This window comes from Nocardia sp. NPDC058114 (assembly GCF_042884695.1).
Classification (GTDB): Bacteria; Actinomycetota; Actinomycetes; order Mycobacteriales; family Mycobacteriaceae; genus Nocardia.
Genome location: NZ_JBHVTK010000001.1, coordinates 239,477 through 254,091 on the forward strand (window position 1 = coordinate 239,477; position 14,615 = coordinate 254,091).

At 68.1% G+C, this 14,615-nt stretch carries 17 protein-coding genes; 7 read left to right on the forward strand and 10 right to left on the reverse strand.

Annotation, left to right across the window (positions count from 1 at the left end):
• Positions 1-49 precede the first annotated feature (49 nt).
• The gene (locus ACFVVI_RS01125; RefSeq protein ID WP_378992306.1) at positions 50-634 is read left to right on the forward strand and encodes a DUF1345 domain-containing protein; all 585 of its coding nucleotides are present in this window, start codon (positions 50-52) and stop codon (positions 632-634) included.
• Here the strand turns inward: ACFVVI_RS01125 and ACFVVI_RS01130 are convergent.
• Together ACFVVI_RS01130 and ACFVVI_RS01135 are read right to left on the reverse strand one after the other, a co-directional pair.
• Positions 624-1,970, reverse strand: a complete 1,347-nt coding sequence (locus ACFVVI_RS01130) for an aspartate aminotransferase family protein (protein WP_387442283.1) — start codon at positions 1,968-1,970, stop codon at positions 624-626. The genes ACFVVI_RS01125 and ACFVVI_RS01130 overlap by 11 nt on opposite strands.
• Before the next feature lie 17 nt (positions 1,971-1,987).
• Entirely contained in the window at positions 1,988-3,478 is a 1,491-nt protein-coding gene (locus tag ACFVVI_RS01135) for a CoA-acylating methylmalonate-semialdehyde dehydrogenase (RefSeq protein ID WP_378992310.1), read from the reverse strand.
• A gap of 108 nt (positions 3,479-3,586) precedes the next feature.
• Between ACFVVI_RS01135 and ACFVVI_RS01140 the strand changes: the two genes are divergently transcribed.
• Positions 3,587-5,209 carry a PucR family transcriptional regulator gene (locus ACFVVI_RS01140; protein WP_387442286.1) on the forward strand — a complete coding sequence of 541 codons (1,623 nt, stop codon included), beginning with the start codon at positions 3,587-3,589 and terminating at the stop codon, positions 5,207-5,209.
• Positions 5,210-5,219: 10 nt separating this feature from the next.
• On the opposite strand, the gene ACFVVI_RS01145 is transcribed toward ACFVVI_RS01140, so the two are convergent.
• Positions 5,220-6,068 (reverse strand): SGNH/GDSL hydrolase family protein, encoded by an 849-nt coding sequence (locus ACFVVI_RS01145; protein WP_387442289.1) that lies wholly within the window; start codon positions 6,066-6,068, stop codon positions 5,220-5,222.
• Positions 6,069-6,090: 22 nt separating this feature from the next.
• Positions 6,091-6,735, reverse strand: a complete 645-nt coding sequence (locus ACFVVI_RS01150; RefSeq protein ID WP_387442292.1) for a LysE family translocator — start codon at positions 6,733-6,735, stop codon at positions 6,091-6,093.
• Between the two features lie 28 nt (positions 6,736-6,763).
• Between ACFVVI_RS01150 and ACFVVI_RS01155 the strand changes: the two genes are divergently transcribed.
• Both ACFVVI_RS01155 and ACFVVI_RS01160 read left to right on the forward strand, forming a co-directional pair.
• Entirely contained in the window at positions 6,764-7,495 is a 732-nt protein-coding gene (locus ACFVVI_RS01155) for an NADPH-dependent F420 reductase (RefSeq protein ID WP_387442295.1), read from the forward strand.
• Between the two features lie 89 nt (positions 7,496-7,584).
• Positions 7,585-8,217, forward strand: a complete 633-nt coding sequence (locus tag ACFVVI_RS01160; RefSeq protein WP_387442298.1) for a metal-dependent phosphohydrolase — start codon at positions 7,585-7,587, stop codon at positions 8,215-8,217.
• A gap of 102 nt (positions 8,218-8,319) precedes the next feature.
• Here the strand turns inward: ACFVVI_RS01160 and ACFVVI_RS01165 are convergent, their stop codons facing one another.
• Positions 8,320-9,009 carry a type 1 glutamine amidotransferase domain-containing protein gene (locus tag ACFVVI_RS01165; RefSeq protein ID WP_387442301.1) on the reverse strand — a complete coding sequence of 230 codons (690 nt, stop codon included), beginning with the start codon at positions 9,007-9,009 and terminating at the stop codon, positions 8,320-8,322.
• A gap of 50 nt (positions 9,010-9,059) precedes the next feature.
• Here ACFVVI_RS01165 and ACFVVI_RS01170 point away from each other — a divergent pair, with 50 nt between their 5' ends.
• From ACFVVI_RS01170 to ACFVVI_RS01180, 3 genes are read left to right on the forward strand one after another with little or no spacing between them, the layout of a single operon-like run.
• On the forward strand, positions 9,060-10,004 hold the full coding sequence (locus ACFVVI_RS01170) for a LysR family transcriptional regulator (RefSeq protein WP_387442303.1): 945 nt from the start codon (positions 9,060-9,062) through the stop codon (positions 10,002-10,004).
• Positions 10,005-10,057: 53 nt separating this feature from the next.
• Positions 10,058-10,339: an ArsR/SmtB family transcription factor gene (locus tag ACFVVI_RS01175; protein ID WP_378992324.1), complete on the forward strand. Its 282-nt coding sequence runs from the start codon at positions 10,058-10,060 to the stop codon at positions 10,337-10,339.
• Positions 10,339-10,731, forward strand: coding sequence for a VOC family protein (locus ACFVVI_RS01180; protein WP_378992404.1), 393 nt, complete (start codon positions 10,339-10,341; stop codon positions 10,729-10,731). The genes ACFVVI_RS01175 and ACFVVI_RS01180 overlap by 1 nt, the downstream gene beginning before the upstream one ends.
• Here the strand turns inward: ACFVVI_RS01180 and yaaA are convergent.
• The 5 genes from yaaA to ehuB form a co-directional block, all read right to left on the reverse strand.
• Positions 10,721-11,467 carry a peroxide stress protein YaaA gene (yaaA, locus tag ACFVVI_RS01185; protein ID WP_387442306.1) on the reverse strand — a complete coding sequence of 249 codons (747 nt, stop codon included), beginning with the start codon at positions 11,465-11,467 and terminating at the stop codon, positions 10,721-10,723. The genes ACFVVI_RS01180 and yaaA overlap by 11 nt on opposite strands.
• A gap of 114 nt (positions 11,468-11,581) precedes the next feature.
• Complete coding sequence (gene ehuA, locus ACFVVI_RS01190; RefSeq protein WP_378992326.1) at positions 11,582-12,337, reverse strand: ectoine/hydroxyectoine ABC transporter ATP-binding protein EhuA; 756 nt, start codon at positions 12,335-12,337, stop codon at positions 11,582-11,584.
• A 4-nt stretch (positions 12,338-12,341) separates the two neighbouring features.
• On the reverse strand, positions 12,342-12,989 hold the full coding sequence (gene ehuD, locus ACFVVI_RS01195; protein WP_378992328.1) for an ectoine/hydroxyectoine ABC transporter permease subunit EhuD: 648 nt from the start codon (positions 12,987-12,989) through the stop codon (positions 12,342-12,344).
• The gene (gene ehuC / locus ACFVVI_RS01200) at positions 12,986-13,702 is read right to left on the reverse strand and encodes an ectoine/hydroxyectoine ABC transporter permease subunit EhuC (RefSeq protein ID WP_387442310.1); all 717 of its coding nucleotides are present in this window, start codon (positions 13,700-13,702) and stop codon (positions 12,986-12,988) included. Before ehuC ends, ehuD begins: the two co-directional genes overlap by 4 nt.
• A gap of 7 nt (positions 13,703-13,709) precedes the next feature.
• Positions 13,710-14,579, reverse strand: a complete 870-nt coding sequence (gene ehuB / locus ACFVVI_RS01205) for an ectoine/hydroxyectoine ABC transporter substrate-binding protein EhuB (RefSeq protein ID WP_378992405.1) — start codon at positions 14,577-14,579, stop codon at positions 13,710-13,712.
• Positions 14,580-14,615: the final 36 nt, after the last annotated feature.

Consider the following 14,615-nt stretch of genomic DNA (forward strand, 5'->3'; position numbering starts at 1 on the left):
GGGCGCGGTGTCGGTGTGTCCACGCGGGGGCGTGGTAGACGTTGCGGCCATGAGTCGCACGCTGGTGTGGGTACTGGAGCTCGGGCTGACCGTCCTCGGTGTGGTCTGGTTGTCGCTCTTCTCGTGGACAACCGGCGGGATCGGCCTGCTGCTGGTCTGGGATCTGCTGGCCGTCGCCTATGTCGCGTCGGGCTGGCTGCTGTTGCGCCGCGACCTGCCCGACGACTCCATCGACTGGATCGGTCCACGTTGGTACACCACCACTTTCGCGGTGGTGGCCAGTGGCGCCGGGCTGGCGGCCGGGATGATCATGATCGGTGCCCGCGACAGCGATGCCGACAATGCCGTCGCGGCGGCGACGGTGCTGATGTCGTGGTTGCTCCTGCACACCGCGTTCGCGCAGATCTACGCGCGGGCCCAGTTCGCCGACGGGGGACTGCGTTTCCCGGAGTGCCCGGTGCCGCAGCTGTCGGAGTTCGTGTACTTCTCGTTCACCATCGGTACGTCGTTCGCGGTATCGGATGTGAAGGTGGTGCACCGGTCGATGCGCCGGCGCGTCACTGCCCACAGTGTGCTGAGTTTCTTCTTCAACGCCGCCGTCGTCGCCATCGCGATCGACTGGATCAAGGGGTAGCGACGGTGTGCGCGTCGGCGACGGTGAGGGCTTGGTCGAGGATGGCGAGCCCCTCCTTGGCCTCGGCCTCGGTGATCACGCACGGCGGGACCACGTGCAAGCGGTTGAAATTGACGAACGGCAGCATCCCGCCTGCGCGGCAGGCGGCCACCAGTTCGTTCATCGCGGGGCTGGTGCCGCCGTAGGGGGCCAGTGGCTCGCGGGTGGCCCGGTTCCGGACCAGCTCGACGGCCCAGAAGACACCGAGCCCGCGGACTTCGCCGATGCTCGGATGCCGTTGCGCCAGTTCACGAAGGCCGGGCCCGATGACCTGCGCGCCGATGTCGGCGGCGTTCTCGACAATGCCTTCCTCGGCCATCGCGTTGATCGTCGCGACGGCAGCGGCGGTGGCCAGCGGATGACCGGAATAGGTGAGCCCGCCGGGATACGGGCGGTGGGCGAAGGTCGCCGCGATGGCCGCGTTGATCGCCACGCCGCCGAGCGGGACATACCCGGAGTTCACGCCCTTGGCGAAGGTGATCAGATCGGGCACGACATCGAAATTGTCGATGGCGAACCACTTTCCGGTCCGGCCGAAGCCTGCCATCACCTCGTCGGCGATGAAGACGATGCCGTGCTTGTCGCACAGCGCGCGCACTCCACGCATGTACTCCGTGGTCGGCACCATGATGCCCGCGGTGCCCGGGACCGACTCCAGGACGACCGCGGCGATGGTGGCCGGACCCTCCATCTCGATGGTGCGTTCCAGATGCGCCAGCGCGCGTTCGGTTTCCTGCGCCTCGTCGGTGGCGTGGAACTCCGAGCGATACAGGAACGGGCCGAAGAAGTGCACGGTGCCGGTGTTGCCGTGGTCGTTGGGCCAGCGGCGCGGGTCGCCGGTGAGGTTCACCGCGGTCTCGGTGCCGCCGTGGTAGGAGCGGTAGCGCGAGAGCACCTTGTAGCGGCCGGTGTGCAGTCGCGCCATCCGGACGGCGTGCTCGACGGCGTCGGCGCCGCCGTTGGTGAAGAAGATCGTGTCGAGGTCACCGGGCGTGCGTTCGCTGATCAGGCGGGCCGCTTCCGAGCGGGCATCGTTGACGAACGAGGGTGCGACAGTGCACAGCTTGGCCGCCTGCTCCTGGATCGCGGCCACGACCTTCGGATGCTGGTGACCGATATTGGTGTTCACCATCATCGAGGAGAAGTCGAGCAGGCGGTTGCCCTCGCCGTCCCACACGTAGCACCCCTCGGCGGCGGTGAGCACCGTCGGCGTGAGAGTCGCCTGTGCGGACCAGGAATGGAAGACGTGGCGGCAGTCGAGCTCGTAGGCGCGAGCGGCCTCTTCGGAAAGCGTCATGGCGAAGTCTCCTGAAGTCACTTGTTCTGTGGGAAACCGAGTTCCAGCCCACCGTGGCTCGGGTCGAGCCAGCGGGTGGTGACCGCTTTGGTGCGGGTGAAGAAGTGCACGCCGTCGGTGCCGTGCGCGTGCGAGTCACCGAACAGGGAATTCTTCCAGCCGCCGAAGCTGAAATAGGCCATCGGCACGGGGATCGGGACGTTGATGCCGACCATACCCACCTCCACCTCGTGCTGGAACCGTCGTCCCGCGCCGCCGTCGTTGGTGAAGATGGCGGTGCCGTTGCCGTAGCGGTTCGCGTTGATCAGCGCCACCGCCTCCTCATAGGTGCCGACCCGCACGACCGACAGCACCGGGCCGAAGATCTCGTCGGTGTAGACGCTCATGGTCGGGGTGACCTCGTCGAGAATCGTGGGGCCCAGCCAGAATCCGTCCGGTGCGCCGTCGACGGTGAGATTGCGCCCGTCGAGCACCACCCGGGCACCGGCCGTCTCGCCCGCGTCGATGTACTCGGCCACCCGGTCGCGGTGCGCCCGGGTGATCAGCGGGCCCATCTCGGCGCCACCGGTGCCGTCACCGGTGACGATGTTCGCGGCTCGTGCACTGATCTTGGTGACCAGATCGTCGGCCACCCCGCCGACGGCGACGACCACGCTGATCGCCATGCACCGCTCACCCGCCGACCCGAAACCGGCGTTCACGGCGGCATCGGCGGCCAGGTCGAGATCGGCGTCGGGCAGTACCACCATGTGGTTCTTCGCGCCGCCGAGCGCCTGCACCCGCTTGCCCGCCGCGGTGCCGCGCTGGTACACGTACTTGGCGATCGGGGTCGAGCCGACGAACGAGACGGCCTTGACGGCCGGGTTGTCCAGGAGCTCGTCGACGGCGACCTTGTCGCCCTGCACGACATTGAACACACCGTCGGGCAGGCCTGCCTCCTGCCACAGTCGCGCCAGCCACAGCGCCGCCGACGGGTCCTTCTCGCTCGGCTTGAGCACCACCGTGTTGCCCGCGCCGATCGCCAGCGGGAAGAACCACATCGGCACCATGGCGGGGAAGTTGAACGGTGCGATGATCGCGACCGGACCCAGCGGCTGCCGGATCGAGTAGATGTCGACATCGGTCGAGGCGTTCTCGGTGAAGCCGCCTTTGAGCAGATGCGGGACACCACAGGCGAATTCGACGACTTCGAGCCCACGGGTCACCTCGCCGAGCGCGTCGGCGGCCACCTTGCCGTGTTCGGCGGTGATCACCGCGGCCAGTTCGGTCTTCCGCTCGGCCAGGAGTTCGCGGAAGCGGAACAGCACCTGGGTGCGGCGGGTGAGCGAGGCGTCACGCCAGGAGGCGAAGGCCATCGTCGCGGCGTCGATCGCGGCGCGGGTGTCGGCCACATTGGCCAGCGCCAGCTCCCCGGTGACGGCGCCGGTGGCGGGATTGGTCACCGGCGCGGTGGTCTCGCTGCTGCCGCTGACCGATTTGCCGTCGATCCAGTGCCCGATGGACTGCATGAATGCCTCGTTTCGCCGGTGGTGTGGTGCTTCCACCCTGGTCCATCCTGAGCCGTCGGCGGGCCGACGATATGTACACAATCGCGGCATTCATATTACGATTCGTCAATGCTGATGACCGTGGCCGATGTGCTCGCGACGCCGGTGATGCAGGCCGGGCAACCCGAGGTCGTCTGTGCCGCGAACCTGGACCGGGCGGTGCGCTGGGTGCATGTCAGCGACCAGGCCGAGGTGGCCGACCTCCTGGTCGGCTCGGAGTTGATCCTGACCACCGGGCAGGCGCTCGCCGCTCCCGAGCAGGCGCGGATCGTCTACCTGAGATCGCTGTCCGCCGCCGGCGTCGCGGGACTGGTCGTGGAGCTGGGCAGCTACGTGAGCGAGCTGGGTCCCGTCGTTGCCGCCACGGCCGCCGAACTCGGGTTGCCGGTGATCGTGCTGCACCGGGTGACCCGCTTCGTGGAGATCACCGAAGCCGTCCATCGGGCGATCGTCGCCGACCAATACGCCGAACTCGAATTCGCGCGCACCGTGCACGAGACCTTCACCGAGCTGAGCGTGCGCCGCGCCGCGCTCGCCGAGATCGTGCACACGGCCGCGAGCATGCTCGACGCGTCGGTGGTGCTGGAAGACCTGTCGCATCGGGTGCTGGCGGCTACCGCCCGCCACACCAGTTCGGCCGCGCTGCTCGATGATTGGGAATCGGTGTCGCGGATGCTGCCCGACGGGTCCGGTGTGGTCGGCGTCGGACCGCACACACAGCGCTGGGGCAGGCTGATCCTGCGCACCGACCATGCCCACACCGCGCGGGTGGGCATGGTCCTCGAGCGCGCCGCGCAGACCATCACCCTGCACCGGATGATCGACAAGGACCGTTTCGGCTTGCACCGCCAGGCCCAGACCGGCCTGATCGCCGATTTGGTGGAGGGCCGGGTGATCGACGAGCGCGACGCGCAGGCGCGCGCGGCCGCCCTCGGTCTGCACCGCCGGGCTCGTTATGTGCCGCTGGCGATCGAGATCGATACCGAGCCGGCACCGGATCCGGTGGCGGCGCAACGACGCAGCGAGGCCATCGTCGAAGCGGTGACGCATGCGCTCGGCCTGGTCGACGCGTCGGCGCTCAGCGCGGCGGAACATCGGCGAACCCGCGGTGGCTCCGATGGGGAGCAGGTCACCGCGATCCTCGCGGTGCCGCGGGGCGGCGACGTCGACGGTCGGCTGGCGACGGTGTGTTCGGCGGTGCTGGCCGAGGTCGGCCGGGTCGACAACGTGCGTCGTGCGGTCGTCGGCGTCGGCGCCGACTCCGATTCCCTCCTCGACACCGCGGGCAGGCTCGCGCATGCCGCGGGTGTCGCCGAGGTAGCCCTGTCGATGACCGCGGCGGCGAATCGCGCGTTCTTCCGCAGCGCGGATATTCGTCTGCGCGGTCTGCTGTCGCTGATCCGCGACGAGCCCGGCGTGCAGAGTTTCGCCGAGGCCGAACTCGGGGCACTGCTGCGCTACGACATCCGCCACACCGCCGACCTCACCGGTACGCTGCGCCGCTTCCTCGACCTGGCGGGCAACAAGACCGAGCTCGCCAAGGCGCTCGCGATCAGCCGGCCCACCCTCTACGACCGTCTCGCCCGCATCGAACGCGTCCTCGCCGTCGACCTCGACGACGGTGAATCGCGCACCTCCCTGCACGCCGCGCTGCTCGTGCGCGACCTCACCGCGGGTGGCGCGAAGCTCTAGACCGCAGGGGTCAGCGGGAAAGGACTCCGGTCGACTCGACGGCGGCGACGATCAGGTCCGCGACGCCCCGTTGGCCCGCGAGGGTGGGGTGATAGGGGAGCAGGGTCTGATCGGCGAGAATCGGATCGAACCAGCGGACGCCGGGGTCGGCACACATCCCGAATTCGCGGGAGGCGGTGACGGTATCGATGTACACGGCGCCGTGGTCGGCGGCCGCCCGCGCGACGACGGTGTTGAGGCGTTCGAACTTGGACTGGATGTAGGCGGCGTCGGCGGGAAGCAGGCCGAGCATGGCCGGGCAACTGGTGTTCGTGAGATAGGTGGGCCACCCGTCGACGAAAACGGTCGCCTCGGGTGCGCGCCGGGTGATGTCGGCCAGCGCGGCGGCGTAGGCGGGCGCGATCGCGTCTATCCTGTTGTCCCACTCCGGATCTGCCTCGGCGGCACAACCACCGCTGAGTGCTCCGGCGTGACAGTGGCCGAGGATGAACTCGGTCATGCCGGCGTCGTTGGCGCCCATGTGCAGGGTGACGATCCGGGTGGCGGGACCGAGTGCGTCGAACTGGGGGTCGATCCCGGCGCCTTGCGACCCGTACAGATCCGGGATCTTCGCCGAGCTGCAGGTCCGGTCGTCCAGCGCCAGCCCGAGTTTTTCGGCGACCAGCTTCGGCGCGTTGGCGGTGGACCGCACACAGCGCAGCGGAGCCGTCACGTCGAGATCGACCGCACCGGTGGTGGCTGCCCCGGAATCACCGAGCGCGACGTAGGTGGCGCCCGGCCCCACCTCGGCCTGTGCCATCGCGTGCGTCGACACCGAGACCATCAGCGCCACAGCGCCGGTGAGCAGCAAGCTCTTCATCGAAGATCCTGACGGTTGTGGTTCAGTCTTTGCGACCGGTGAGAGCGAGTGACGTGCCGAGCCCGATCATCACCAGGCCACTGGTACCGCCGATGGCGGCGAGACGGCGTGGCGACCGCGCGAACCAGGACCGTGCCGACCCGGCCGCGAACGCCCAGAGCGAGTCGAAGATCAGGCCGAACACGGGGATGCAGAGCCCGAGGATCAACATCTGCCGAGGGACCGCACCGTGCGTGGTATCCACGAACTGTGGCAGCAGCGCCGCCAGGAAGACGATGGTCTTCGGGTTGGCGGCCCCGACGATCACGCCGTCGCGCAACGCCGCCATCGGACTGTGCGCGGCCACGTCCTGCTCGGCGTGAAAGGCGGTCCGTAGCGCGTCACGATGGCGAATCGCCTGCACGCCGAGATAGACCAGATAGGCGGCGCCGACCAGTTTGATCGCGGTGAACACCGCCGCCGACGCCGCCACCACCGCGCCCAACCCGAACGCGACTGCCACGACTTGGCCGTACACCCCGACCGCATTGCCCAGCACGGTCATCAGCGCCGATCGTCGCCCGACGGTGAGTGCCCGGCCGATCGTGAACAAGACGCTGGGTCCGGGCACGATCACCAGCAGAAACGCCAAACCCGCGAACGAGACCAGATGAGCCGACGACACCATCGCCCCACGCTATCCGGCGGTGGGCGCGGTGACAACGGCCGCGGTACGCGGGAACAACCATGCGGTGGTGGCGGTTGTGCTGCGCATGACGACACTCGGATTGATCGGTAGCGGACATATCGGATCCACCGTCGCGCGGCTGGCGGTGGACGCGGGTTATGACGTGGTGCTCAGCAACTCACGCGGACCGCAGACCCTGGCGGATCTGGTCGCCGAGCTGGGTCCGCGGGCTCGGGCGGGTACCCCGGCCGAAGCGGCCGAAGCGGGCGACTATGTGGTGGTCACGGTGCCGTTGAAGGCGTATCGGGACGTACCGGTCGCACCGCTCGCGGGCAAGGTCGTGTTCGACACCAACAACTACTATCCCGACCGCGACGGCGCCTTCCCCGAACTCGACGCCGACCAGACCACCACCAGCGAACTGCTGCAACGCCACCTGCCGGAATCGAAGGTGGTCAAGGCGTTCAACAACATCGCCTACGCCAACCTCGCCGAACTCGCGCGCCCGGTCGGTGCCGCGGACCGGTCTGCCCTGCCCGTGTTCGGCGACGACCCCGACGCCAAGAAGCTCGCCACCGACCTCATCGACGCCATCGGCTATGACGTGGTCGACGGTGGGTCCCTCGCCGAAAGCCGCCGCTCCCAACGGGATACCCCGGTTTACGTACGCCCCTATGCCGCCGACGATAACTGGCCGCCCGCCTCGAAGCCCGCGGGCGCCGAGGAGGTGCGTGCGGCCCTCGCCGCCGCCGAGGTCTGAGCGCTGAGCGTCGTCCGGCCGGCCGCGACCGGCCGGACGACCAGTTTCGGGGGGTTGTGGGTGTCGGTACCGACGACGAAACTTGGTGTATGAGTGCGTTGTCACAGAACCTGATGGACCGGTGGATCGCATTGGCCGGGATCGGGGCCGAACAGATCGGTGCCGGAGTAGTGGGGCGCTACAGCGAACCGCACCGCCGCTACCACACCGGCACGCACCTGGCGGTGATGCTCGCGGCCATCGACGAATTGGCCGATGCCGCAACCGATATCGACGCCGTGCGCTACGCGGCGTTCTTCCACGACGCGATCTACGCCGTCGCCCGGGCCGACAACGAGGAGCGCAGCGCCGACCTGGGCCGTGACATCCTCGAATCACTCGGTGCCGCACCGGAATTGGTCGAGGAGGTAGTGCGGCTCGTGGTTGTGACCCGTGGGCACCGTCCACAGCCCGGTGACGCGAACGGCGCGGTGCTCTGTGATGCCGACCTCGTTGTGCTCGGCGGTAGTCCGCAGGAATACGCCGCCTACACCACCGCGATCCGCGCCGAATACGCCCACGTGCCCGACGATCTGTTCCGGGCCGGGCGCGCCTCGGTGCTGCGCAATCTGGCCGACCAGCCTCGCCTTTTCCGCACCGACCTCGCCCACGACCGGTACGAGGCGATCGCCCGCGCCAACCTCGCCGCGGAACTCGCCGAACTCACCGCGGAGATCGGCTGACCGGCCGACTGCCCCTGTCTCGGTGGCTCCGGTGGTCCCGGGTTACCGGCCAAGGCGGCACCGGTCGTCGACGGCCGCAGCCGGTCGATACGGCGCTGTCTGTCAGAGGGCGGTGAGCATTTCGGCGGCCAGCGGGCCCGCGGAGGCGGGGTTCTGGCCGGTGTAGAGATTGCGGTCCACCTCGATGTGCGGGGCCCACGGGTCGCCTTCGCGGTAGTCGGCACCGAGTGCGACCAGGCGATCCTGGAGCAGCCACTTCGCCTTGTCGGCGAAGCCCGCCTGGGTTTCCTCGGCATTGCTGAACGCGGTGAGGCGGTAGCCCGCGAAGGGGGAGTTGCCCGACTCGGCGGTGGCGAGTAGCGCGGCGGGGGCGTGGCAGACGATGCCGAGCGGTTTGCCGGAGGCAAGGGCGTTGACGAGCAGCGTGCCCGAGACCGGGTCGACGGCGAGATCTTGCATCGGTCCGTGTCCGCCGGGGTAGAAGACGGCGTCGTAGTCGGCGAGGTCGACCTTGTCGAGAGCGAGCGGATTCCGCAATGCGTCGGCGCCGGACAGGATTTCGGCGACCGCCGCCGCACCGTCGGCGCCACCGTTGACCTCGGGGGCCAGGCTGGCCTGGTCGACGGTCGCGACAACGCCGTCCGGGGTCGCCACGGTAACGGTGTGGCCCGCGGCGGTGAAGGCCGCATAGGGCGCCGTGAATTCCTCGGCCCAGTAGCCGGTGGGATGTTCGGTGCCGTCGGCCAGTGTCCAATGATCAGTGCCGGTGAGAACGAAGAGGATGTGTGCCATGGGAACAACGCTAGGGTTGATGGCATCTCCTGACCAATAGGATTGCCTATATGAGACATAGGTCAGCCGATGGGTCGATGGATCTGGTGCAGCTGCGGACCTTCCTTGCCGTGTTCCGCACCGGCTCGCTCACCGCGGGCGCCGCCCAGGTCGGGCTGTCCCAGCCGACCGTGACCACGCAGATCCAGGCGCTCGAACGGCACCTCGGCAGGCCGCTGTTCGAACGCCTGCCTCGCGGGGTGACGCCGACCGCCGCCGGTCACGAGCTCGCGGCGCGGGTGGGCGGTCCACTCGAGGAGCTGGAGGCGGTCGTCAGCGGTGCGGCGACCGCCCGGGCGGCCCCGCCCGAGCCGCCGGTGCTGCTCGGTGGACCGGCGGAGATGCTCGCCGCCAAGATCGTGCCCGCGTTGTCGCCGTTGGTCGCCGACGGTGTGCGGCTCACGGTCAGTACCGGCCTGACCGACGAGTTGCTCGCTCGATTGCATTCGGGGGCGCTGGACCTGGTCTTCGCCACCACCCGCCCACGCGGTCGGACCGTGCTGGCGGAACCGCTCGTCGACGAGGAATTCCTGCTCGTCGCAGCCCCGTCGATCGCCGACCGGATCGACGCCGACCGTCTGCGGGCCGAGGGCCCGATCGCGCTCGACGGCATCCCGCTCGTCAGCTACGCCGCCGATCTGCCGATCCTGCGTCGCTACTGGCGCCATGTCTTCGAGACCCGCCTGGAAACCGAGCCCGCCCTGATCGTCGGCGATCTGCGCGCGGTACTGGCCGCTGTCACCTCGGGGGCGGGGATCAGCGTGCTTCCGCACTACCTGTGCGGCCGGGAACGGGCCGACGGAACGCTGGTCACGCTGCTCGATCCCGCCGACCCGCCGATCAACACCGGCTTCCTGGCCCGCCGGATCGGCGCACCGTCGCGACCGCACGTCGACGTGGTTCGCGCCCGGTTGGTGGAGGCGGCGCGAGGTTGGCGGGCGGGGTGCGGCGCTTGACAGGCAAGCGCACACTTGCCTATGGTTCGAGGGGAGTGAACGGAGCGTGCGGAGTGACCGATATCTTCACCGCGTTGGCGGATTCGACACGACGCGCGCTGCTCGACGAACTGGCTGATCGCGACGGGCAAACCCTGTTCGAATTGTGCGCCCGCCTCGTGAACAAGCACGGCATCAGCTCGTCACGTCAGGCGATCACCCAGCACCTGGGCGTGCTCGAGGAAGTCGGTCTCGTCCATACCCGCCGGCAAGGCCGATACAAGTTCCATCACGCCGATTTCACGCCGCTACAGGCGATTTCGGTGCGTTGGCCCATCCCTCAGGAGGACACATGATCCGCATCGGAGTGACCAGCGTTTTCGTCGACGACCAGGCCAAGGCCGAGGCCTTCTACACGGACGTGCTCGGCTTCCAGGTCAAAGACAAGGTCTCGCTCGGCGAATTCGACTGGCTCACCCTCGTCTCACCCGCCGATGTCGACGGCATCCAGCTGCTGCTCGAGCCCGACCAGCATCCGGCCGCCAAGGCCTACAAAACGGCACTGAGCGCCGAAGGTATCCCCGTCATCGTCTTCACCGTCGACGATCTCGACGCCGAATACCGCCGCCTGCTCGACCGCGATGTCTTCTTCACGCAGGCCCCCGCCCCGATGGGCGCGTTCGCCACCGCGGTGTTCGACGACACCTGCGGCAACCTCATCCAGCTGATGGCGCCCGTCACCGAGTGATGATCAGAAGTTCGGTGGGGGAGGCGATTTCGGCGCGCAGGCCTGCCTTGGTGGCTACCCGGGCAACGGCGCGGATGTCGGTGGGGTCGGCGCGGGTGAGGACCAACGCGCGGGCGAGCAGACCCTTGTGATGTTTGTTGAAGTGGCTGACCACCGTGCGTGAGCCGTCCGGGTGCTCGGTGAGCACATTGGCGGTGATGGCGCCGGGGACTCGGCCGAGTTGCTGGTAGGTACCCGACCGCAGGTCGATGACGAGCTCGCCCGCGGCCTCCGCGTAGAGAGCGTCGGGCAGCACGTCGCGCCAGAGGGCCGAAAGTGTCGGCAGCCCTGGCAGTTTGGTGCCGCCGGAGAGGCGGTAGGCGGGGATGGGGTCGGCCGCGCGAACTGCGCCGAACAGGGCCGATCCGATCCCCAGGCGGGCGAATGCCTTGGCCCGCTGCACCGTGGTGAACGACTTCGCGTCCAAGGCGTCGTAGAGGACCCCGGTGTAGCGCTCGAGGGCGGGGCGGGTCGCCGACGTGCGCAGGCTCGCGTTGCGGGCGATCTCCGCGTCGGCGCCTTTACCCAGGCCGAGCACCGCGGCCGAGGCAGCGGGGTCGGCCGCCAGCTGGACGACCTCGGTGATCAACTTGTCGCGAATCGCGCTGAGCTGCGGCATCGCGAGATCGGCGAGTTCCAGCGGCACGCCCGATCCGCCGTCGGACTTGGTTTCGGAGGGAGGCAGCAGCACCAGCACGATCGACAACGGTAATCGTCGCCGCAACCACCACCGCGCCCCGCCCCGCCGCGGACCGGTCGTCCGGCGGTCAGCGGCCTTGCTGGACCCGCCCCGATCCGCTGTCCGCGTGGTTCAGCGCACGGCTTCGAGGAACTTGCGCGTGCGCTCGTTGGTCGGTGCTTCGAAGATCTGCTCCGGCGGGCCCTGTTCGACGATGCGACCGGAGTCGAACATCAGGACCCGATCCGAGACCTCGCGCGCGAAACGCATCTCGTGGGTGACGATCAGCATGGTGATGTCGGTGGTTTCGGCGATGGTGCGCAGCACGTCGAGGACGTCGCCGACCAGTTCCGGATCCAAGGCCGACGTCACCTCGTCGAGCAGCATGACCTTCGGATCCATCGCGCAGCACCGGGCGATCGCGACCCGCTGTTGCTGCCCGCCCGACAGCTGCGAGGGATGCGCGCCGGCCTTGTCCGACAGGCCGACGACGTCGAGCAGATGGCGGGCACGTTCGCGCGCTGCGTCTTTCGACTTGCCGAGCACATGGATCGGCGCCTCGGTGATGTTCTCCAGCACCGTCATGTTCGGGAACAGATTGAACTGCTGGAACACCATGCCGATCTTGGTCCGCACCGCGCGCAGGTGTTTCTCCTTGGCGGGCACCAGCTTTCCGCCGCGCTCGGTGTGGGTGAGTGGTTCACCGTCGACCCAGATCACGCCGTCGCTGATCGTCTCCAGGGTCATCAGCAGCCGCAGAATGGTGGTCTTGCCCGACCCCGACGGCCCGATCAGGGTGACCTTCTCCCCGCGGCGCACGCTGAAATCGAGGTGATCGAGCACGGTGAGGTCGCCGAAGCGTTTGACCACCTGATCGAATCGGATCATCTCGTCAGTAGTAGGCAAGTCGCTTCTCCAGTCTTCTGATCAGCACAGACGTCGGGTAGCTGGCGACGAGGAAGAACACCCCGGCCATCGTGATCGACTCCAGGTACGCGAAATTGCGTGCCCCGAATTGCTGTGCGGCGGTCACCAATTCGACGACCGAGATGGCGAACAGGAACGGTGTGTCCTTGAACATCGAGACGGCGTTGGTGCCGAGCGCGGGCAGGCTCGCCCGGATCGCCTGCGGCAGCACCACCGCACCCCAGGTGCGGGCAGGCGGCAACGACAGGGCGCGCGCTGCCTCCCACTGTCCCTTCGGCACCGCCTCGATCCCGGCCCGGTACACCTCGGCCAGGTAACTCGAATAGTGGATGCCCAGCACCACGATGCCGATCTGCAACGCCGAGAACTGCGTGAACAGTGTGTAGGCGAACAGCAGCTGCACGACCAGCGGGGTGAGCCGGACGAACTCGCTCACCGCGTGCACCGGCGCGGCGATCGGGCGCGGCATCGTGCGACGGATGATCGCGATCGCCAGCCCGAGCACCGCGGCCAGGGCGAAGCCGAGCACCGTGGCCAGCAGTGTGATCTGGAAGCCGTCCCACAGCACCGGCAGCGCCTCGCGGGCGCGCTCCCAACTCCATTCGGCTCTCATGGCGCCACCTTCGTGTCGTCGGGCGCCAGGCTGAGGACCTCCTTGAGCGACGCGCCGCGACCCAGCTTGGTCTTGGCGCGGGTTTCGAGCAGGTTCATGCCCAGGGTGAGCAGGTAGCCCAGGACGAAGTAGATGACCAGGCCGACACCGAAGGAGAACAGCGTGTCGCTGGTGGTCTTGCGCAGGTCACCGATCTCGTAGGTCAGGTCGTGCAGGGTGATGTAGGACGCCACGGCGGTGCCTTTGAGCAGGTGGACCAGCAGATTGGTCAGCGAGGGCAGCATCAGCGCCCATGCTTGCGGGAACAGCACCCTGCGCATCCTTTGCCACGGACTGAAGTTCAGCGCGACCGCCGCCTCGAACTGCGCGCGCGGCACCGCGTTGAGCGCGCCGCGCACCACCTCGGCGCCGTAGGCGCCGTAGTTGAGGCCGAGCGCCAGGATGCCGCAGAACAGCGGGTCGAGCTTGTAGCCAAGCAACGGCAGTACATAGAACAACCAGAAGATCTGCACCAGCAGTGAGGTGCCGCGGAAGAATTCGATCATGACCCTGGCACTGCCGCGTGCCGCGGGATTGCGCACGCGGGCGGTGGTGCCGAGGGCGAGGGCGAGGGCGAACGCGAGCAGCGCGCCGCCGATGGTCAGCTCCAGCGTGACCGCGATGCCCTGCCACAACGAGGGCAGGGCATCGCGGACCGCATCGACATTGCTCATGCGTGGATCAGATTTCGCCCTTGCACAGCGCGGCCGTCGTGTACTTCGGATCGGGCAGCTCGCGCTCGGTGAACCCGAATTTCCCGACGATCGACAAGTACTTGTCCTTGTCGCCGGTGATCTTGGCCAGCTCGGCGTTGTAGGCGGCGAGCAGATCGGGATCGGTGGTGCGGAACACGGTGCCACCGGCGCCGACCTGCGGTTTGCCGTCGATGACGGCCACGAACGACGGTGTCACGTCGACCGCGGCGTTGGGGGTGTGGCTCTTGAGCCAGTTCAGCGAGATCGCGGTGAGTGCGAACACGTCGGCGCGCCCGGAGGTGACCGCGTCCATGCCGTCCTGCGGGGTGCCGACCTGGGTGGCGTCGATGCCCAGCGAGCTGGCGTAATCGGATTCGATGGCGCCGGTCATCGCGGCCATCTTCGCGCCACCGGCCTTGATCGACTGCATATCCGTCAAATTCATCGGATTACCGGGTTTCACCATCAGCGCGGTGGTGTACATGAATTCCGGTTCGCTGAAAGATGCCTGTTCACAGCGTTTCGGCAAGATCGACATCCCGGCGCTGACCGCGTCGAAGCGATTGGCCTGCAGACCGGGGATCAGTGCGCCGAACTCGGTCTGCACACCGTCGACGGTCTTGATGCCGAGGTTGGCGAAGATCTCCTTGTGCAGGGCCACCGTGGCACCGGTGAGCTGGCCTCCCTCTTCGAACGAATAGGGCGCCTCACCGGCGAAACCCACGGTGATCGTGCCCTTGTCCTTCAGCGACTGCAGGAGCTGACCGCTCTCGGTGGTCTCGGTCTTGGTGCATCCGGCGAGGGCCGCGGCCACCAACGCGGCTCCGGTGAACACCGCTGTACAGCGCTTCGACATGGATTTCGTCTCAGCCATTGTGACCTCTCGCAAGGG